Source organism: Bradyrhizobium sp. AZCC 1721, assembly GCF_036924715.1.
Taxonomy (GTDB): Bacteria; Pseudomonadota; Alphaproteobacteria; order Rhizobiales; family Xanthobacteraceae; genus Bradyrhizobium.
Window position 1 is genome coordinate 152,304 of record NZ_JAZHSB010000001.1, and the last position, 19,454, is coordinate 171,757.

At 63.7% G+C, this 19,454-nt stretch carries 20 protein-coding genes; 11 read left to right on the forward strand and 9 right to left on the reverse strand.

All coding sequences use genetic code 11. The features are described 5' to 3' along the window. The first annotated feature begins 367 nt into the window (after positions 1–367). Genes V1273_RS00725 through V1273_RS00735 form a run of 3 tightly spaced genes read left to right on the forward strand, consistent with a single transcriptional unit; the run spans position 368 to position 3,247 of the window. On the forward strand, positions 368–1,069 hold the full coding sequence (locus V1273_RS00725; protein WP_334408410.1) for a Tim44/TimA family putative adaptor protein: 702 nt from the start codon (positions 368–370) through the stop codon (positions 1,067–1,069). Then, positions 1,047–2,645: an MltA domain-containing protein gene (locus V1273_RS00730; RefSeq protein WP_334408412.1), complete on the forward strand. Its 1,599-nt coding sequence runs from the start codon at positions 1,047–1,049 to the stop codon at positions 2,643–2,645. The genes V1273_RS00725 and V1273_RS00730 overlap by 23 nt, the downstream gene beginning before the upstream one ends. Next, positions 2,642–3,247, forward strand: a complete 606-nt coding sequence (locus V1273_RS00735) for a Smr/MutS family protein (RefSeq protein ID WP_334408413.1) — start codon at positions 2,642–2,644, stop codon at positions 3,245–3,247. Before V1273_RS00730 ends, V1273_RS00735 begins: the two co-directional genes overlap by 4 nt. A gap of 93 nt (positions 3,248–3,340) precedes the next feature. Here the strand turns inward: V1273_RS00735 and hslU are convergent, their stop codons facing one another. From hslU to hslV, 4 genes are read right to left on the reverse strand one after another with little or no spacing between them, the layout of a single operon-like run. After that, positions 3,341–4,642 (reverse strand): ATP-dependent protease ATPase subunit HslU, encoded by a 1,302-nt coding sequence (gene hslU, locus V1273_RS00740; protein WP_334408414.1) that lies wholly within the window; start codon positions 4,640–4,642, stop codon positions 3,341–3,343. 51 nt (positions 4,643–4,693) lie between these two features. Further along, positions 4,694–5,299 (reverse strand): DUF2585 domain-containing protein, encoded by a 606-nt coding sequence (locus tag V1273_RS00745; RefSeq protein WP_334408416.1) that lies wholly within the window; start codon positions 5,297–5,299, stop codon positions 4,694–4,696. Then, entirely contained in the window at positions 5,296–5,781 is a 486-nt protein-coding gene (locus tag V1273_RS00750; protein WP_334365787.1) for a GNAT family N-acetyltransferase, read from the reverse strand. The genes V1273_RS00745 and V1273_RS00750 overlap by 4 nt, the downstream gene beginning before the upstream one ends. Before the next feature lie 15 nt (positions 5,782–5,796). Continuing rightward, positions 5,797–6,348 carry an ATP-dependent protease subunit HslV gene (hslV, locus tag V1273_RS00755; protein WP_334365788.1) on the reverse strand — a complete coding sequence of 184 codons (552 nt, stop codon included), beginning with the start codon at positions 6,346–6,348 and terminating at the stop codon, positions 5,797–5,799. 191 nt (positions 6,349–6,539) lie between these two features. On the opposite strand from hslV, the gene hisB reads away from it, so the two are divergent. The 7 genes from hisB to coaA all read left to right on the forward strand — a co-directional run bounded on the left by hisB (position 6,540) and on the right by coaA (position 11,256). Next, positions 6,540–7,133, forward strand: a complete 594-nt coding sequence (hisB, locus tag V1273_RS00760; protein WP_028348312.1) for an imidazoleglycerol-phosphate dehydratase HisB — start codon at positions 6,540–6,542, stop codon at positions 7,131–7,133. A gap of 38 nt (positions 7,134–7,171) precedes the next feature. Continuing rightward, positions 7,172–7,705: a DUF2628 domain-containing protein gene (locus V1273_RS00765; RefSeq protein ID WP_334365789.1), complete on the forward strand. Its 534-nt coding sequence runs from the start codon at positions 7,172–7,174 to the stop codon at positions 7,703–7,705. After that, positions 7,702–8,352: an imidazole glycerol phosphate synthase subunit HisH gene (gene hisH, locus V1273_RS00770; protein WP_334365790.1), complete on the forward strand. Its 651-nt coding sequence runs from the start codon at positions 7,702–7,704 to the stop codon at positions 8,350–8,352. The genes V1273_RS00765 and hisH overlap by 4 nt, the downstream gene beginning before the upstream one ends. Further along, a complete protein-coding gene (gene hisA, locus V1273_RS00775) occupies positions 8,340–9,089 on the forward strand; it encodes a 1-(5-phosphoribosyl)-5-[(5-phosphoribosylamino)methylideneamino]imidazole-4-carboxamide isomerase (protein ID WP_334408417.1) in 750 nt (249 codons plus the stop codon). The genes hisH and hisA overlap by 13 nt, the downstream gene beginning before the upstream one ends. An 11-nt stretch (positions 9,090–9,100) precedes the next feature. Then, positions 9,101–9,877 (forward strand): imidazole glycerol phosphate synthase subunit HisF, encoded by a 777-nt coding sequence (hisF, locus tag V1273_RS00780; RefSeq protein WP_334365792.1) that lies wholly within the window; start codon positions 9,101–9,103, stop codon positions 9,875–9,877. Between the two features lie 83 nt (positions 9,878–9,960). Then, positions 9,961–10,284: a phosphoribosyl-ATP diphosphatase gene (locus tag V1273_RS00785; protein ID WP_334408418.1), complete on the forward strand. Its 324-nt coding sequence runs from the start codon at positions 9,961–9,963 to the stop codon at positions 10,282–10,284. 15 nt (positions 10,285–10,299) lie between these two features. Then, a complete protein-coding gene (gene coaA / locus V1273_RS00790; protein WP_334365794.1) occupies positions 10,300–11,256 on the forward strand; it encodes a type I pantothenate kinase in 957 nt (318 codons plus the stop codon). A gap of 52 nt (positions 11,257–11,308) precedes the next feature. Here coaA and V1273_RS00795 read toward each other — a convergent pair whose 3' ends face one another. The 3 genes from V1273_RS00795 to V1273_RS00805 all read right to left on the reverse strand — a co-directional run bounded on the left by V1273_RS00795 (position 11,309) and on the right by V1273_RS00805 (position 15,695). Further along, positions 11,309–13,543 carry a PAS domain-containing hybrid sensor histidine kinase/response regulator gene (locus V1273_RS00795; RefSeq protein ID WP_334408419.1) on the reverse strand — a complete coding sequence of 745 codons (2,235 nt, stop codon included), beginning with the start codon at positions 13,541–13,543 and terminating at the stop codon, positions 11,309–11,311. Between the two features lie 225 nt (positions 13,544–13,768). Continuing rightward, positions 13,769–14,236 (reverse strand): hypothetical protein, encoded by a 468-nt coding sequence (locus tag V1273_RS00800; RefSeq protein ID WP_334408420.1) that lies wholly within the window; start codon positions 14,234–14,236, stop codon positions 13,769–13,771. Between the two features lie 481 nt (positions 14,237–14,717). Continuing rightward, positions 14,718–15,695, reverse strand: coding sequence for an IS110 family transposase (locus V1273_RS00805; RefSeq protein ID WP_334408422.1), 978 nt, complete (start codon positions 15,693–15,695; stop codon positions 14,718–14,720). A 230-nt stretch (positions 15,696–15,925) separates the two neighbouring features. On the opposite strand from V1273_RS00805, the gene V1273_RS00810 reads away from it, so the two are divergent. Beyond that, positions 15,926–16,114: a hypothetical protein gene (locus tag V1273_RS00810; protein ID WP_334408423.1), complete on the forward strand. Its 189-nt coding sequence runs from the start codon at positions 15,926–15,928 to the stop codon at positions 16,112–16,114. Positions 16,115–16,412: 298 nt separating this feature from the next. Here the strand turns inward: V1273_RS00810 and V1273_RS00815 are convergent, their stop codons facing one another. Further along, the gene (locus V1273_RS00815) at positions 16,413–17,951 is read right to left on the reverse strand and encodes a YifB family Mg chelatase-like AAA ATPase (RefSeq protein ID WP_334365798.1); all 1,539 of its coding nucleotides are present in this window, start codon (positions 17,949–17,951) and stop codon (positions 16,413–16,415) included. 519 nt (positions 17,952–18,470) lie between these two features. Further along, positions 18,471–19,442, reverse strand: a complete 972-nt coding sequence (locus tag V1273_RS00820) for an MBL fold metallo-hydrolase (protein WP_334408424.1) — start codon at positions 19,440–19,442, stop codon at positions 18,471–18,473. Positions 19,443–19,454: the final 12 nt, after the last annotated feature.

A 19,454-nucleotide genomic window follows, 5' to 3' on the forward strand; every position in this document is an offset into this window, starting at 1 on the left:
GCGAGTGGCTATCATAGCCGCGGCTCATTCCACAAGGACGACGGCTCGCGGGCAGACCAGCCCGGCCGTCAATTATGGCGGATATGCCTAATACCGCCCCGCCAGCCGCGCAAAATGTACCGTAAATAATTGAATGTGCGTGATTTCCGGCCATGATCGGGTTTCCCCTCGCCGCCAAAACGCGCTACAATTAGCCCGCGCCAAAACGCGCCATTGGCCGGGCGCAGTTTCATGCCTACATGCTGCAGTCTCGATCGATGATGTAATCTCTGCCGTTCTCAGGGAAATCTCGTAAGAGAGCTTCTCACCAGGGAACGCTCGACCGCCGGGCCCGTTGCCGGCGCTGGAACCAGAAAGCGAATACGACGTGGATATTTATACCATCATCTTCCTGGCGCTGGCGGTCTTTATCTTCCTGCGCCTGCGCAGCGTCCTCGGACAGCGCACCGGGAGCGAACGTCCGCCCTATGATCGCGCCGCTCCCAACGTCGTGCAGCGTACGCAGGACAACAACGTCGTTCCCATGCCGGGTACCGTCATCGATCAGACGCCGCTGGCGCCGAATGCCGATGTTGCGCCGGCCGATCGCTGGAAAGGCATTGCCGAGCCGGGCACGCCGCTCGCCGCAGGCCTCGACGCCATCACCGCCCAGGATTCCTCATTCGATCCGCGGCACTTTCTCTCCGGCGCCCGCAGCGCCTACGAGATGATCGTGCTGGCCTTCGCCAATGGCGACCGCCGGGCGCTGAAGGATCTCCTGTCGAGCGAAGTCTATGAGAGCTTCGAGGCCGTAATCAAGGATCGCGAGAAGCACGAGCAGAAAACCGAAACGCGGTTTGTTTCGATCGACAAGGCCGAGCTGGTGAATGCGGAAGCCCGCGACCGCGCGGCGCAACTGACGGTTCGCTTCGTGTCGCAGATGATTTCGGTCACACGCGACAAGACCGGCGCCATTGTCGATGGCAACCCCGATAAGGTCGCCGATATCACCGATGTCTGGACTTTCGCCCGCGACACGAGCTCTCGCGATCCGAACTGGAAGCTGGTTGGCACTGGAAGCGCGGGCTAAGACGCGAAGCCTTGCGGGGCTTGCGCTGGGCGTGCTCGCTTTGGCGTGCTCGATCGCACCATCGGATGCCGCGGCAGTGCGCCATTCGCGTGCGCAAAAGCCTTCGCATCCGCTGCCTGTCCGGCAGCTGCCATACCCACTATTCGAATTCCCGTTTCAAATTAGCGGCGGCCAGTATGCGCCGGTCGCCTGGTCCGAGATCGCGGGCTGGCGCGAGGACGATCATCTCGCCGCCTACAAGGCATTTCGCACGAGCTGCAGGCCGATAGCGGCGCAGCAAAAGCCGCCCGCCGATCCAAAGGCACTCGGTATGTCGCTCCGCGATCCCTGCCGTATCGCCAAGGGTCTCGAACTATCAGATGGCGTGAAGGCGAGGGCCTTCTTCGAGGAGCACTTTCTTCCCTTGCGCATTTCGCGGCTTGGTGAAGGCGAGGGTTTTGTTACCGGCTATTACGAACCCATCGTCGACGGCTCACGGACGGAGAACGAGGTCTACAAGGTACCGGTCTATCGCCGGCCCTCGAACCTGTTCGTCCGGGGCACCACGCAGAGCTCGGCCGGCTTGCCCAACAAGGGCCAGGTGTTCCGCAAGATCGGCCGCCGCAAGCTGGTGCCCTATTACGATCGCGCCGAGATCGAGGATGGCGTAATCGCCGGCCGCGGCCTCGAAATCTGTTGGCTGAAGGACCAGACCGACCTGCTATTCTCGCAGATCCAGGGCTCGGCGCGGGTCAGCCTCGACGACGGCTCGACCGTTCGCATCAATTACGATGCGCATAATGGTTTTCCCTATACGCCGGTCGGCCGCATCCTGATCGAACGCAACATCATCCCCAAGGATCAGATGTCGATGCAGAAGATCCGGGAATGGATGGAACAGAATCCTAACGAGGCCGACGAGCTGCGGCGGCAGAACAAGTCCTACGTCTTCTTCCGCGAGGTGCAGCTTTCCGACAAGGACGAGGCGGTTGGTGCCCAGGGTGTGCCGTTGACGCCGGGCCGGTCGATCGCGGTCGACAAATCACTGCATGTCTATGGCACGCCGTTCTTCATCGAAGGCGAACTGCCGATCGAATCGGAGCGATCGAAGACACCGTTTCGCCGCCTGATGATTGCGCAGGACACCGGCTCCGCCATCGTCGGCCCCGCGCGCGCCGATCTCTACTTCGGCGCCGGCCTCGACGCCGGCAAGGTGTCCGGCCGCCTCCGCCACAGTGCCCGCTTCGTGATCCTGGTGCCGAAGAGCCTTGATCCGGTGGCGCGTGGCCGCAAGATGCCGGTGCCCGACGAGCGGCCATCGGAGACGATCGCAAAACTGTTCCCGCAAACCGATCCATCGAAGGATCCGTCCAAGGATCCGAAGAATGCCGGAAAGCCGTCCGATGTAACGGCGGCGACCAACGCCAAGCCCGCGATGCAGGTGACGACATCGTCTGCAACCAGGCCCTCGTCGGCCCCGGCCGTCCAGGCCGCCGTAGCAGAGCCAATACCGCTTCCAGAACCGCGGCCGAAGGTTGAAGCGGTTTCGGCAAAGCCGCAGCCGCGTCACATGCGCCGATATCGCTATCGTCGATGAAACGCCGGTCGTCGAGTTTGATTCCCGAATTGCCGGAGCCGCCGCGCCGCAAGCGCGGCCTGAGCGAAGAAGAGCGCGCGCTGTGGGAGAGCGTCGCCAAGCAGGTCAAGCCGCTGCGCAAGCGGCACCGCGCCTCGAAGCCGTCGGCTGCTCCGGCGGAAGCCGAGCACAAGATGGCTCCGAAAGCCGCCGCTTCACCGAGGCACGTTGCGCCGGCGCGAATGGTTGCGCCTTCAAAGCCGGAACCGCCGCCGCTGGCGCCGATCGGCCGTCGCGAGCGATCGCATCTGTCGCGTGGTCGCAAGGAGATCGATGCAAGGCTCGACCTGCATGGCATGACGCAGACGCGCGCGCATCGCGCGCTGTTAGGTTTCCTGCAGCGCGCCCATCATGACGGGCTGAGCTTCGTGCTTGTCATCACCGGCAAGGGCAAGATGGGTGCTGAGTCCGAGCGCGGCGTGCTGCGCCGTCAGGTGCCGCAATGGCTCGGACTACCGGAATTCCGCGCGCTGGTAGTCGGCTTCGAGGAAGCCCATATCGGCCATGGCGGCGAGGGTGCGCTGTACGTGCGCGTGCGACGTGCGCGTTCTAACCTCGCTTAGAGCGCTTTCAAACGAAAGCCTGCCCCGGACTTGATCCGGGGTGGACACCGGTTCGTGTCAAGAAAACGCGTCAAAACAAGGGTCTGTTGATGGCTACAAAATAAACCGGCTCAGATCCGAGTTCTTGGCGAGATCGCCGATGTGGTTCTGCACGTATTCGGCATCGACCTTGATGGTCTCGCCATGGCGGTCCGGTGCGGAGAATGAAATCTCGTCGAGCACGCGCTCCATCACCGTCTGCAGCCGCCGCGCGCCGATATTCTCGACCGTCGAATTGACCGCGACGGCGACATCGGCCAGCGCATCGATCGCGTCGCCGGTGATGTCGAGCGTCACGCCTTCGGTCTGCATCAGCGCGACATATTGCTTGATCAGCGATGCCTCCGGCTCGGTCAGGATGCGGCGCATGTCGTCGCGGCTCAGCGCTTCCAGTTCGACGCGGATCGGCAGGCGGCCCTGCAATTCCGGCAGCAGGTCCGAGGGCTTTGCGATGTGGAAGGCGCCGGAGGCGATGAACAGGATATGGTCGGTCTTCACCGCGCCGTGCTTGGTCGTGACGGTGGTGCCTTCGATCAGCGGCAGCAGGTCACGCTGCACGCCCTCGCGCGAGACGTCGCCGCCGACGCGGCTTTCGCGCACGCAGATCTTGTCGATCTCGTCGAGGAATACGATGCCGTTGTTCTCGACCGCGGCGATCGCCTCCAGCACGAGCTGATCGTTGTCGAGCAGCTTGTCGGATTCCTCGTTGACGAGGATTTCATGCGAGCCCTCCACCGTCAGGCGACGGGTCTTGGTCCGCCCGCCAAGCTTGCCGAAGATGTCGCCGATCGAAATCGCGCCCATCTGCGCGCCCGGCATGCCCGGGATCTCGAACATCGGCATGCCGCCGGACGACTGCGTCTCGATCTCGATTTCCTTGTCGTTGAGCTCGCCGGCGCGCAGCTTCTTGCGGAAGGAATCGCGCGTGGCCGGGCTCGATGCCGGGCCGACCAGCGCATCGAGCACGCGTTCCTCGGCGGCGAGCTGCGCGCGGGCCTGCACGTCCTTGCGTTTGCGCTCGCGGACCTGGATAATCGCGACCTCGACGAGGTCACGGATGATCTGCTCGACGTCGCGCCCGACATAGCCGACCTCGGTGAATTTCGTGGCCTCGACCTTGAGGAAGGGTGCGCCGGCGAGCTTTGCCAGCCGCCGCGCGATCTCGGTCTTGCCGACGCCGGTCGGCCCGATCATCAGGATGTTTTTCGGCAGCACCTCTTCGCGAAGCGAGCCGGTGAGCTTCAGCCGCCGCCAGCGGTTGCGCAGCGCAATCGATACCGCGCGCTTGGCGTCGGCCTGGCCGACGATGAAGCGGTCGAGTTCGGAGACGATTTCACGGGGAGAAAAGTCGGTCATGGGTCCTAGGTAGGTGTCCAATGTTGCGAGAGCAAGCGGTGCACGAGACTGCTAAATGATCGGCGGGCCACCCTGCCACAGCTTGATCGCCTCGAAGGGGTGAATCAGCATGATAATGTTGAGCGTCAGATTGTCGCGAATGTGGAGCGTCATCACCAGCTCGAACAACATCGCAAGAGCGACGGTGACTGCCACGGGAAGTTTGCTCGCCAGCAGGAAGCCACCGATCATGAAGAGCATATCGGAAATCGAATTGACTATGGTGTCGCCGAAATAATCCAGCGAGATCGTGCCGGCGCGGTAGCGGTTGATGATCCAGTCGGAATTCTCGACCAGTTCCCAGCTGCCTTCGACCAGCATGGCGAGTATCAGCCGGCCCTGCCAGGCCAGGCGCGGGAACGCGAGGAAGGCCGCGCCGTAGAACAGGAAGCCGTGCAGGATATGCGATAACGAATACCAGTCGGCGATGTGCTGGGAGTTTTCCGAGCTCTGCACGACGCCGTGCCAGAGCTTGACGTAGCCACAGGCGCAGATCGGCAGGCGTCCCATCCCGTACAGGATCGCAGCTTGCGCCGCGAGGATGCCGGCTGCAATTAATATCCAGTGTCGGCCCGAAAGCGTGACTGGAGCTTTCTCGATACTGTTAGTGGAGGTCATGCGTTGCGGACCATCAATAAAGCGGGGCCATCAGGTGTATCGACCATACCGACTTTTTCAAAGCCCGCCTTCTCGTAGGCACGCACGGCTCGGGTATTGGCTGGATCGGGATCGGTCACAATGCGCGGCGCGCCGTGCCTCAACCGGTCCTCGACGAAGGCCCGGATGAGCGCCGAACCATGGCCGCGCCCGATCATGTCCGGCTCGCCGATGAAGAGGTCGATGCCGCGGGTGCCGCGCGGATGTTTGCCAAAGCCTGAATTCCACGCCGTCAGGTCGTAGCACTGCAGGTAGGCGAAATCGTTACTTCCCGCCGAGACGATGAACTGATCCATCGCCGGTTCTTCGAGATCGCCGCTGACCAGTTCATATTGTTCAGAGGGGTTGCCCCACCATTCGCGCACATGCGCTCGCGCGAGCCACTGCCGGATCAACGGCAGGTCGTCCATAGCCATCGGGCGGAAGACATATTCCGGCGCCATGACCGGCGGCTCCCCTCAGAGCGTTTCGATCGTGACGTTCCGGTTGGTGTAAACGCAGATGTCGGCAGCGATATCGAGCGCCCGGCGCACGATGGTTTCGGCGTCCTTGTCGGTATCGACAAGCGCGCGGGCGGCCGCCAGGGCATAATTGCCGCCGGAGCCGATCGCCATCACGCCGGCCTCCGGCTCCAGCACGTCGCCGGTGCCGGTCAGGACCAGCGAGACGTCCTTATCGGCGACGATCATCATCGCCTCCAGTCGGCGCAGATAGCGGTCGGTCCGCCAGTCCTTGGCCAGTTCGACCGCCGCGCGGGTCAATTGCCCCGGATATTGCTCAAGCTTGCTCTCCAGCCGCTCGAACAGGGTGAAGGCATCGGCGGTCGCCCCGGCAAAACCGCCGATCACGTCGCCCTTGCCGACCTTCCGGACCTTTTTGGCGTTGGCCTTGATGACGGTCTGGCCGATCGAGACCTGACCGTCGCCGCCGATTACCACTCTGCCGCCCTTGCGGACCGTCACAATCGTGGTGCCGTGCCAAATCGGCAGGTTGTTTTCAGATGCTTGCATGGATCGCCCTCTTTCCAGTCAGATTTAGGGGTTGAGGGGAGGGGTTACAATCGCGCCGTTTCACCCCCGAATCCGGTCACCATGGGCTGAAGTTCAGCCCTTCAAACGTCATCCCGCAGTAGCGAAGGTGACATCCGCCTGTTAAAAGGGCCGCGTTTTCGGCCCCAAGCGGCCCAAGGGAAGCAGTTTTCATGCGCACAGCGTCCATCAAGCGCAAGACCAAGGAAACCGACATCGAGGTCGCGGTGAACCTCGATGGCACGGGCGTGTCCAAGGTTTCGACCGGTATCGGCTTTTTCGACCATATGCTCGATCTCTTGGCCAGGCATTCCCGCATCGACATCACGGTCAAGGCGGATGGCGATCTGCATGTCGACCACCACCACACCACCGAGGACGTCGGCATCGCGCTGGGCCAGGCCGTCAAGCAGGCGCTCGGCACCATGGCCGGCATCACCCGCTATGCCTCGATCCACATGCCGATGGACGAAACGCTCTCGCGCGTCGTCATCGACATTTCGGGCCGGCCGGTGCTGGTGTTCAAGGTCGACTTTCCGCGCGACAAGGTCGGTCAGTTCGATACCGAGCTGGTGCGCGAATGGTTCAACGCCTTCACCATCAACGCCGGCGTGACTTTGCACGTCGAGACCTTATATGGCGAGAACAGCCATCATATCGCCGAATCCTGTTTCAAGGGTCTGGCGAGGGCGCTTCGTGCCGCGGTTGCGATCGATCCGCGCGCGGCGGGCGAGGTGCCTTCCACCAAGGGTCAGCTCGGCGGCTGATTGCCTGTTCTCGTTTTCGTTCGCGGCGGAGAGATTCGATGCCGGTCTACACAGTGCATGCTCCCATAGCCAATGGCGCCGATCTTCCGGCGACCGACAAATTCGTGTTTGTCCGTGACGGCTTCCATTTCTGGGCTGCGGTCGCGGGCGTGATCTGGCTTTTGTGGCATCGGCTGTGGCTGGCGCTGATCGGCTGGATTGTTCTGATGACAGCCGTGCAGTTCGGGATGTCGGCGCTGGGCGCCAGCCGCGGGACGATCTTCGCTGTTGATGTCCTGCTCGCCATCCTGATGGGCCTCGAAGCGGCCAGCCTGCGGCGCTGGACGCTGTCACGGCGCAATTGGCGCCAGCTCGATATCGTGGTGGCCGACGACGAGGAAGCTGCCGAACACCGCTTCTTCGAACGCTGGACCGGCCGGCAGCGCGGGCTGATCAACGACCAACGGTCGGTCGATCGCGGCGCACCGCCGCCGACCCGCAACATTCCGGGCCAGTCGTTCTCCAAACCACCGCCGCCCTTGCCGCAAGGCGGAATCATCGGCTTGTTTCCGGAGCCGGGAGGGCCACGATGACCGTTGCGATCGTCGATTACGGCTCGGGCAATCTTCACTCGGCGGCAAAGGCCTTTGAGCGCGCCTCGCGTAGCATGGAAGATCCGCAGAAGGTCATGGTGACGCGCGATCCGGAGGCCGTGTACCGCGCCGACCGCATCGTGCTGCCCGGCGTCGGCGCCTTCGCCGATTGCCGCCGCGGCCTCGATGCGGTGGACGGCATGCTTGACGCGATGACGGAAGCCGTGCGCGTCAAGGCGCGGCCTTTCTTCGGCATCTGCGTCGGCATGCAGTTGATGGCGACGCGCGGCAAGGAGCACGTCACGACCGAGGGCTTCAACTGGATTGAAGGCGACGTCGAGAAGATCTCGCCCCGCGAGGAAAATCTGAAAATCCCGCACATGGGCTGGAATACGCTTGACCTGGTCCGCGAGCATCCGGTGCTGGAGCGGCTGCCGCTCGGGCCGAAGGGCCGCCATGCCTATTTCGTGCACTCCTATCACCTCAACGCCTCCAATGAGGCCGATGTGCTGGCGCGTGCCGACTACGGCGGGCCGGTGACCGCGATCGTAGGCCGAGACACCGCCATCGGCACGCAGTTTCACCCCGAGAAGAGCCAGCGTTTCGGCCTGGCCCTGATCTCGAACTTTTTGAAGTGGAAGCCGTGATCCTCTTTCCTGCCGTCGACCTTAAAAACGGCCAATGCGTGCGCCTCGAGCAGGGCGACATGGCGCGCGCGACCGTGTTCAACCTCGATCCTGCGGCGCAGGCGTGCGCTTTTGCCGAGCAAGGGTTTGAATATCTCCACGTCGTCGATCTCGACGGTGCCTTTGCCGGCAAGCCGATGAACGCGCGGGCGGTTGAGGCGATGCTCAAAGCGGTCACCATGCCGGTGCAACTCGGCGGCGGCATCCGCGATCTCAAGACTGTGGAAGCCTGGCTCGACAAGGGCATCGCCCGGGTCATCATCGGCACCGCGGCGGTGCGCGATCCGGAGTTGGTGAAGGGTGCGGCGAAAAAATTCCCCGGCCGCGTCGCGGTCGGACTCGATGCGCGCGACGGCAAGGTTGCGGTGGAAGGCTGGGCCGAGACCTCGCAGGTGACCGCGCTCGAAATCGCGCAACGGTTCGAGGATGCCGGTGTCGCTGCCATCATTTTCACCGACATCGCGCGCGACGGCCTGTTGAGGGGCCTCAACCTCGATGCCACGATAGCGCTCGCAGAGCGTATTTCCATTCCCGTGATCGCATCCGGCGGGTTTGCCTCCATCGAGGACGTCAAGGCGCTGCTCGAGCCGCGCGCCAAAAAGCTCGCCGGCGCCATTGCCGGCCGCGCGCTCTATGATGGGCGGCTGGATCCCGCCGCCGCTTTGACGCTGATCCGCAGCGCGCGCGCCGCGGCCTAGGAGTTTTTGCGATGTTCAAGGTCCGCGTCATTCCCTGTCTCGACGTCAAGGACGGCCGCGTGGTCAAGGGCGTCAATTTCGTCGACCTGCGCGACGCCGGTGATCCTGTCGAGGCGGCGATCGCATATGACGCGGCCGGCGCCGATGAATTGTGCTTCCTCGACATCACTGCCACCCACGAAAACCGTGGCATCATGCTCGATGTGGTGCGGCGCACGGCGGAAGCCTGCTTCATGCCGCTGACGGTCGGCGGCGGCGTCCGTACCATCGAGGACATCAAGACGCTGCTGCGTTCCGGCGCCGACAAGGTCTCGATCAACACGGCAGCCGTCTCCAACCGTGAGTTCGTCAAGCAGGCGGCGGAAAAATTCGGCGAGCAGTGCATCGTGGTCGCGATCGACGCCAAGCGGGTCAAGCGCGGCGGCGGCTCGGACCGCTGGGAGATTTTTACCCATGGCGGGCGCAACTCCACCGGGATCGACGCCATCGAATACGCGCAGGAAGTGGTCTCGCTCGGCGCCGGCGAGATCCTGTTGACCTCGATGGATCGCGACGGCACCCGCCAAGGCTTCGACCTGCCGCTGACGCAGGCCATCGCCGACAGTGTCCCTGTACCGGTCATCGCCTCTGGCGGCGTTGGCAATCTCGACCACCTCGTCGACGGCATCCGCCAGGGCCATGCCACCGCGGTGCTGGCCGCCTCGATATTCCACTTCGGCGAATTTACCATACGCCAAGCCAAGGAGCATATGGTGCGCGCCGGGCTGCCGATGCGGCTTGATCCCTGACGACTCCCTGTCACAAAAGTGCTAAGTCCTTGCTTGGGACGGCGTCCTGGCCTTTGGTCGGTCGCGAGTGTTGAGTTCGGTTGATGTCGCGTTTTACGATCCATGATCTGGCCGCCACCATCGATGCACGGGCCGCATCGGGAGGAGAGGCGTCCTACACCCGCAAATTGCTCGACAGGGGCGCCGAGCACTGCGCCAAGAAGCTGGGCGAGGAAGCGGTGGAGACCGTGATCGCGGCGGTCGAGAACGACCGCAGCCACCTGATTGCCGAAAGCGCCGACCTGCTGTTTCATCTGCTGGTGTTGTTGAAGTCGCGGGGCGTGAAGCTGGAGGACGTCGAAGCCGCACTGGCGCAGCGGACCTCGAGGTCCGGGCTCGAGGAGAAGGCGTCGCGCAAGCGCGACTAGCCGAGAGGGCAGCTCATGGATATCCGCACCCCGGAACAGCAATACAATCCCTACCGTATCTTCACGCGCGAGCAGTGGGCGCGGTTGCGCGACGACACGCCGATGACGCTGGAGCCGGGCGAATTCGAGCGGTTGCGCTCGATGCATGACCGCCTTGACCTGCAGGAGGTCGAGGACATCTACCTGCCGCTGTCGCGACTGTTGTCGATCTATGTCGATGCGACCGATCGGCTCTTCCGGGCGCAGCGCCAGTTTCTCGGTATCCGCGACCGCAAGGTCCCCTACATCATCGGCGTCGCCGGCTCGGTCGCCGCCGGCAAATCGACCACCGCCCGCGTGCTGCAGGCGCTGCTGGCGCGCTGGTCGCCCCGCCCCAAGGTCGACCTGGTGACGACCGACGGGTTCCTGTTTCCCAATGCCGTGCTCGAGCGGCAGGGGCTGATGCAGAAGAAGGGCTTTCCCGAGAGCTACGATCTGCCGATGCTGCTGGCGTTTCTTTCCGACATCAAAGCCGGTCGCCGGCCGGTACGCGCGCCGGTCTACTCGCATCTGGTCTACGACATCGTGCCGAACGAGTGGATCGAGGTCGATCGCCCGGACATCCTGATCGTCGAGGGCGTCAACGTGCTGCAGACCGGCCGACTGCCGCGCGATGGCAAGGCGGTGCCGGTGGTGTCGGACTTCTTCGACTTCTCCGTCTATATCGATGCCGAGGAACCGGTGCTGCGCGAGTGGTATGTGCGGCGCTTCCTGGCGCTCAGGGATACCGCGTTCCACGACCCCAAATCGTACTTCCATCGCTACGCGGTGCTCTCCGACGAGGAGGCGACCGCGACCGCGATCGCGATCTGGGAGCGCACCAATCTCGCCAACCTCGAGGACAATATTTTGCCGACCCGGCCGCGGGCGACGCTGATCCTGAAAAAACGCGCCGATCATCTGGTCGAGACGGTGGCGCTGCGGCGGCTGTGATTGCTGTCGTCCCTGCGTTCGCACGGACGACATCGAGTTTTTTGTTTCGACCTCACGCCGCGATGTGCCGTGACGCGATCAGCCCGGCGAGCGCCTCGGCGAGTTTTTCGCGGTCGAGCGGCTTGATCAAGAATCCGTCCATGCCGGCTTCGAAGCAGGCGTAGCGATCTTCCACCAGCGTGTTGGCGGTGAGTGCGAGGATCGGCGTCCGGCTGCCCGGCTCGCCGGATTCGAGGGTACGAATCCGTTTGGTGGTTTCGATGCCGTTGAGCTGCGGCATCTGGATGTCCATCAGGACGAGATCGTAGGGGCTGCCCGCGGATTTCGCCGACAGCCAGGACTCCAGTGCCTCGGCGCCGTCGGTGGTGATGACGGCGTGATGGCCGAGCCGGCTGAGCAACGATCGGATCAACAGCGCATTGATCTGGTTGTCCTCGGCAACCAGGATCGACAGGCCCTTGGCTGACGGCTCGGACGGCGTCTCGCTTGGGTCGATGGCCGGATCCAGGCTCGGTGCGGCCACTTCCGGCGCGGCCGTCATGCGCGCCGCGAGCGAGGCTGCGCGCAGCGGTTTGACCAGATAGCCGGTGAGGGCGGAAGTGGCGGATGGTTGCATTTCGTGCCGCGTCGCCGGCGTAAACATCACGATGCGCTGGGTGGCATGAAGGCGCGCGGCTTCGCCGAGCCGTTCGATTTCGGCGAGCCCCAGCGCGTGATCGATCAGCACGGCGTGCCAGGCGCGCTCGGGCAGCAGGGCCTCTGCGACGTTGGCGTCTGATACCATGCAGGTCTGCCCGCCCCAGCGCTGCAGCCGCCGCGCGGTCAGCGAGGCCTCGATGCTCGCGGGGGAGACCAGCATGATCGAGTGGCCGGAAAGATCCGGCGCCGCAAATGAGATTTGTTCGCCGCCCGCGGCGGCAAGGGGAAGCGATACCTCGAATGTCGAGCCCATGCCGGGCGTGCTCGCCAGCGCGATGCGGCCGCCCATGCGCTTGACGATACGGTCGGAGATGCTCAAGCCGAGACCGGTGCCGCCGTAGCTGCGGGCGATCTCGTCGTCGGCCTGCTCGAACTCGCGAAAGATCCGCTCGCGTGCTTCGGGGGCGATGCCGATGCCGGTATCGCGCACCAGGAAACTGATTTCATTGGGCCAGATGCCGGGCTCGACGATCAGGGCGACACCGCCGGTGGAGGTGAATTTTATCGCATTGCCGGCGAGATTGAGCAGCACCTGCCTCAAGCGAGCTGCGTCGCCGATCACGTGCGTCGGCAGCCGTTCGTCGACATAGGCGGCCACCTCGATCTTCTTGGCCTCCGCGCGCGGCGCGAGCAATTCGGTGATGTCCTCGATCAGGCCCGACAAGGCGAACGGACGATGTTCGAGGTCGATCTTGCCGGCCTCGATCTTGGAATAATCCAGCAGTTCCTCGATCAACGAGAGCAGCGCATCCCCGGAGGTCTTCACCGCCTTGACATAGGTCGCCTGCTCCGGCGTCAGCGGTGTATCCATCAATAGGCCGCTCATGCCGATGATGCCGTTGAGCGGCGTGCGGATCTCGTGGCTCGCCATCGCGAGGAAGCGCGACTTGGCGCGGCTTGCGGCGTCCGCCTGATCACGGGCCTCGGTCAGCGCGCGTTCGCTCTCGGTGCGATCGGTAACGTCGCGGCCGACGCTTTGCATTTCCGCTCGTTCTCCGGCGTCGTTGCGGACGAACCCTTCGCGCCATGCGATCCAGCGCGGGCCGAGCGGTCCTTCGATCCGCTGGTCGTGAACGCGGGTGCCGCTCGGTTCGAGCGCGGTGTCGCCCTGCTCGAGAACGGTAAGCGCGAAGCGGCTGCCGATCAGCGCGTCGCGCGGCATTTGCGCCAGCTCGCAATAGGCGTCGTTGGCGTAGGTGATGCGACCCTCGCCGTCGCGCAGAACGATCAGATCGCCCTGCGATTCGAACAGCCGTCGGGTACGCTGTTCGGCTTCCTGCAATTCCCAGTTCCGGTCAGCCAACGCTTCGTTATGCAGCGCGACCTTGCGCATCTTCTTGCGCAGCAGGCGGAGCCGGAAGCTGAAGGTGGCGAGCGCGACGCAGGCGATAGCAAACAGGAAGGCGACGCCGATTGCAAAAGAGTGCGGATCATAGCCGGAGTTTTCCGTCTTGGCTCCGGTGATGAAGCCAAAGGCTCCGCCGAACACGACCGAGAAGATCATTAAGGAGCGCAGCGCGAAGGTAAGCCAGGGATGACGGCGGCCGAAGCGGCGAAAGCGAAGTTTGATCCGGAAAGTCCGTCCCATCGCCAATGACCCTAAGCTTGCTGCTTGAATTGAACCGGCCTGCTTCGCCGCCTCTCGCGGAAGAACGATGCGTCGCCGATGTTGCAAAGTGCTTGAGGCTCCCAGCGGCATCACGGCCGCGATGAGAACAAGGTGAATGAAAGGTTAACCGAGCATGGTCCGGACCCGGAGGGCCGCGTTCGCGCAAAGTGGCAACCGGCTTTCCGAAAAGACCATGCTCCAAACCTAGAGCGACGCCGCTTCGATGCGGTGGCGCTCGCCACGAGCGCCGACGATCAGGGCGGCGGCATCGAGCAGCGAAAAGCTCTTCGAAGACACGAAGATGCGGTGCTCGGCCGGTCCATCCCTGGAAAGGTAGATCACGGGATCGGAGCTTGAGGGATTTCGGGAGATCGCAACCAGAAGCGGCGGCGCATTGCTCGCGCAGGCGCCGGCTTCGGCCGTGTCGATATCGTCGATCACGGTGAAGTCGGCCGCTTCCGGGTTGTCGGAAATCTGGACCCGCACCGTCGCGCGGCCCGGATCGCTGGTGAAACTGACGTGCCGGTGCGCCTGCCAGGAGAGGGCGGCGATCTGTACGGAAGTGCCTGATAATTCGATGCAGGGCCGCGGACCGGCCAAAAATTCGCCGCGCGCGAACAGCGCGACAATTGCCAGCGGAATCACCGAGGCCAGAATCTTCAAACGCAACATGACACGCTACTCGCTCACCATAAGTCCGCGACATGGGAACTATGGTTGGCAGAGGGTAAAGGAAACTAGTTACCGCCGCGTTGACGCGGGTTGTTTTTGCGTGGCTCAGCATCTTTGGTGCGAGTGAGGCGAAGCGGGCTGGCGGGCGAACGACGTGGTGGGATGTCACACCCCGCGAAGGCGCGGTACTCAGTACGCTGCGGCCCATCCACGTCATTGCGAGCGGAGCGAAGCAATCCATCTCTGCGCGCATGTGGTGACGATGGATTGCTTCGCTCCGCTCGCAAGGACGGGAAGATAGCGACACACACACCACTGTCGTCCCCCGCGAAGGCGGGATCTACCGTGATGTTCGTCAAGAGGTCGATCATGGGCGAGAGTGCGGCATCGTGCTCGCCGGTCAAGGCGACCGCTGCGCGGCGGCGATGCCGGCCTTGACCGGCTGCGCTCGCTGCCGCGTTGGCTTGCCATGATCGAAGGCTCATGCCGCAGGCCTGGCTGCGTGTCTCCAATCTGATCGGTCACGGATCATGGCGTTGAGCGTCACCAGCATTTTGCGCATGACGGCGGTGAGCGCGACCTTGCCCAGGCGATGATTGTCATCGACCAGATGTCGGTAGAAGGCCTTCATGACCGGATTGTGCTGGATCGCGCTGCGGGCGCCGTTGAAGAGCACTTTGCGCACGCTGGAGCGGCCATGACCAATGGACGCATGCCCGTGCTGCTTGCCGCTGTCGCGCGTGTGCGGGGCAAGGCCGCAAAGGGCCGCGATTTTCTTGCCTGACAGATGTCCGAGTTCCGGCAGGTCCGCGATCAATGTTTCCGCGATGGCGGGGCCGACACCGCAGAAGGTTTGCAGCCGCCGGCTGGTCTCGGCATGCGCGGAGCTTGCGATGCGTTCGGCGATGGCCTTGTCGACCGTAGCGAGTGAACGCTCAAGGGCGGCAATGACCGCCCGCAGGCTCTTGCGCACAATGGCGCTGTCTGCCACGTCGCAGCGGCAGGTCTCGGCATGCAGCAGAGCCTGTAACTGCCGGCGCCGCGATGCGAGTTCACGTAAGACCTCATCGGCCTCTGGAACCGACTCGATGTCGCGGCGAGCGAGCTCCTCGGCGGCAAAGTCGGCCAACAATTTGGCGTCGATGCGGTCCGTCTTGGCCTTGATGCCACGCCGCCTGCGATAGGCGACGACTTCGTTCGGGTGCACCTGCTTGAAGGCGACCTTCGCGCGGCGGAGACACCGTCGCAGAAGCCGCTCATAGCCGCCCGTCGGCTCGAACGCGACCAGGCCGATCGAGCCGGCCCCGATCTGCATAAACCAAGCGTCAATCGCTCGCTCACTGTTCGCGATCCGCTTGACCCGACTGTCACCCGCGATCGCAATGTCGATCCACTCCTTGGCAACGTCCACCCCGATCACCATCTTGTCCATGTGGCTGTTCTCCGACAGAATATGCATCTGGTCGGCACGCCGGATTGCAATGCGGGCTCAGGCCCTCTCTACCGTGCGCGTGTCAGACCGTAACGCCGGCGGTCCTAAGATTCCCACGGTCTTGCAGGACCTGACCAGTACTCGAGGGGCCGCCGGCGCCCCATCCAACAGGATGGCGACGCCATCATGCAATCCAGTACGCTGCGGCTTATCGGTTCTATCACCGGCGTCTCTGGGTCGCCCGGTCAAGCCGGGCGATGACGACTGAGTATGAGGAGCCGATCTCGCGACGCGTTGCGCCCGACCTGCTCTCAACTGTCGAGATCATCACGCAGGCTGTGCCCGGCCGCGCGTTACTGTTCGGCTGCGGTGACGACCACCGGCCAGATGAAGGCGGCGATGACAGCGAAGACGAACAGCTCAGCACGACGACCGGTCTCAGGTAACTTGCCGGGCTGCGCATCATCTTTCGTTGACGTGTCGACCATGTACCGACCTGCCGTCTCGGAAATCGAACAACCAGCGAGCCGGCCACACGTTCCCCTTGTGCTAGGCTATTCTGCCGCCATCGGACGAAGGCGACGCCATTCCGCCCCACTTCTAGATGCGCCACCGGGCCCGCTGGCAGCATGATTGCGTGCCAGGGGTCACTCATTGATCAGGATCAAAAGAAGAATGATAAATGAAGGAATTATTTTATGCTCTTTCGGCATTCCGCGCGCCGAGCAGGGATGGCGCGATGCACTACGCCGCCCTTCGCAAATCCTCCGCCAGCGCGCGATACGATAGCGCCTCCGCCAGATGCAGCCGGCCGATCTTTTCCGCACGATCGAGATCGGCAAGCGTGCGCGCGACGCGCAGCACGCGGTGATAGCCGCGTGCAGTCAGCTTCATGGTTTCGGCGGCGTCGCGTAGAAGTTTTTGCCCCTGTGCATCCGGCTGCGCAATTGCTTCCAGCAGCGAAGCCGGCGCTTCGGCATTGGTGCGGATGTGCGGCATGCCGGCCGCGGCGTAGCGCGCGAGCTGGATACTGCGGGCAGCGGCGACACGCGCGGCGACTTCGGCAGAGCCTTCGCTTGGCGGAGGAAGTATCAGATCGGCGGCGGTGACCGCCGGTACCTCAATGCGCAGGTCGATGCGATCCATCAGCGGGCCGGAGATGCGCATCTGGTAATCCGCGGTGCAGCGGTCGACCGGTGCGCGCCTGCAGGAATAGCCGGGATCATAGGCCTGGCCACAGCGGCAGGGATTCATCGCCGCGACCAGCATGAAGCGCGCCGGGTAGGTGACACGGTGGTTGGCGCGGGACACCGAGACCTCGCCGTTCTCCAGCGGCTGGCGCAGCGAGTCGAGCACGCGCGGATCGAATTCGGGCAGTTCGTCGAGGAACAGCACGCCCTGATGCGCCAGCGAAATCTCGCCGGGTCTGGCGCGCAGGCCGCCGCCGGTCAGCGCAGCCATGCTGGCGGAATGATGCGGTGCGCGGAACGGCCGCCGCGCGGTCAGCGCGCCGTCGCGGATTTCGCCGGCGACGGAGGCGATCATCGACACTTCCAAAAGCTCGGATGGCGACAGCGGCGGCAGGATCGAAGGCAGCCGCGCCGCCAGCATCGACTTGCCCGCACCGGGCGAGCCGATCATCAGCAAATGATGTCCGCCGGCCGCCGCGATCTCCAGCGCACGCTTGGCGCTCTCCTGACCCTTGATATCGCGCAAGTCCAGATGCGTCGCTTCCGGCTCGTGCACTTTCGGCTGCGGCCGCGACAGCACCTGCGTGCCTTTAAAATGGTTGGCGATCTGGATCAGCGATTTGGCCGCGATGATCTGGATGTCCGGGCTCGCCCAGGCCGCTTCCGAGCCGCACGCCGCGGGACAGATCAGCCCTTCCTCGCGCGCGTTCGCGCCGATCGCCGCCGGCAACACGCCCGCAACGGGCGCGATCGAGCCGTCGAGCCCGAGTTCGCCGAGTACGGTAAAGCCGTTGAGCGCATCCGGCGGGATCGCGCCGATCGCCGCCATCAGGCCGAGCGCGATCGGCAGATCGTAATGGCTGCCTTCCTTCGGCAGATCGGCCGGCGCGAGATTGACGATGATCCGCCGCGCCGGCAGGGCCAGCCCCGAGGCGATCAGCGCCGAGCGCACCCGCTCACGCGCCTCCGACACCGCCTTGTCGGGCAGACCCACAATGGCAAAGGCCGGCAGCCCAGGCGCGACCTGCACCTGCACGTCGACCGCGCGGGCCTCGATCCCCTCAAAAGCTACGGTAGATACCCGCGCAACCATGCTGCCCCCCGCGACGCAATCGAAGGTAGCGGGGAACCGGGGAGCAAGTCAAGAACATTAAGAGAACATTGTGCGCCTAGGGCCAGTCAACGCACATCCTGCATCGACATACCGGTGCTCAACCGATCGTCGACATTTCGACCCGCGCTAGCGCTCCGTTCGCATGTACGGGCTGTGCTCAGAAACAAGCTTCAGCGCCGGATCATCAGCGAGAACGCGCACCGCCTCTGTCTTTGCAGGGCTCTCATTCTCGGGGGTACCCCGGACGCTCCACACAGCGAGCCAGACGACGAGCATTCCGGCTCCGATAGCTACCATATCCTTGGTCACTTGCCGGGCCTCCAAACTGGCTGCCAAGCGCTGAAGGAAGACCAATTTCGGCGAAGCGGGATGGTTCCTAAGGTGGGCCTTTCGATGAAGGCCCTCGACGACGCATCTCACCCGCACGCATGCAGGTGTGCGGCAGCACCTGGATGATCCGGGGCCGACCACCGGCCGACCCCAAATCAAGCGTTCTTCTCAGAGCTGCATGTTCATCGGTTCGGGATAATACCTGAAACCGTCGCCGTTCTTGGCGACGTGGCCGTAGCCGGGCCAGGCGAAGTGATAGGACATGACCGGGATCTTCTGGGCGGCGAGCATGTCCAGCATCTTCACCCGCGAGGCGGCCGCCTGCTTTGGGTCGCTGTCGTAGGAGAATTCCATCCGCGGTTTCTCCAACAGCAGCACCGCGTGATGCGAGAGGTCGCCGAGGAAGCAGAAGGATTTGCCTTTCGAACTGACCATGAAGATGGTGTGGCCGACGGTGTGGCCGGGCGCTGCGAGCGCGGTGACGCCGGGCAGGAATTCCTGGTTGTCCTTGATGAAGACGATGCGGTCGCGCACCGGCATCAGGTTCTTGCGGGCGTGGATGATAAAATCCTTCAACGGACTACCGAGCTTGCCTTCATCGGTCCAGAAATCGAAATCGCTCTGGGCGATGTAGACCTGCGCGTTCGGGAATAGCGGCTTGTCGTCGGCGCCGACCAGGCCGCCGATGTGATCGATATGGGCGTGCGAGCACACCACGGCGTCGATATCGCTCGGCTTGATGCCGGCTGCCATCATGTTCTTCTGCTGCTGGCCGGTGGTCGGGCCGAACGCCTTTGACGTGCCCATGCCGGTATCGAACAGGATCAGCTTGTCGCCGGTATTCACGATCGGCGAGTTCTGTTCGAGCACGACGTGGTCCGGATTGAGGAAGTTGTCGGACAGCATCTTCTTCACTTCCTCCTTCGGCACGCCGGTAAATGTGCCGGAGGGATCGCCGAGCGGCAGCGGGCCGTCGGAGACGACGGTCACTTCGGCGTCGCCGAGCATGAAGCGGTGCCAGTAGGGCGTCTGCGTGCCGAGTTTTGGCGCCTTGGCCAGCGCGCCGCCGCCGAGCATCGTTGTCGCGCCGAACCCGGCGCCGAGCGCAAGCAAAGACCGTCGCGAAAGATTCGTCGTCATGCCTCTTCCTCC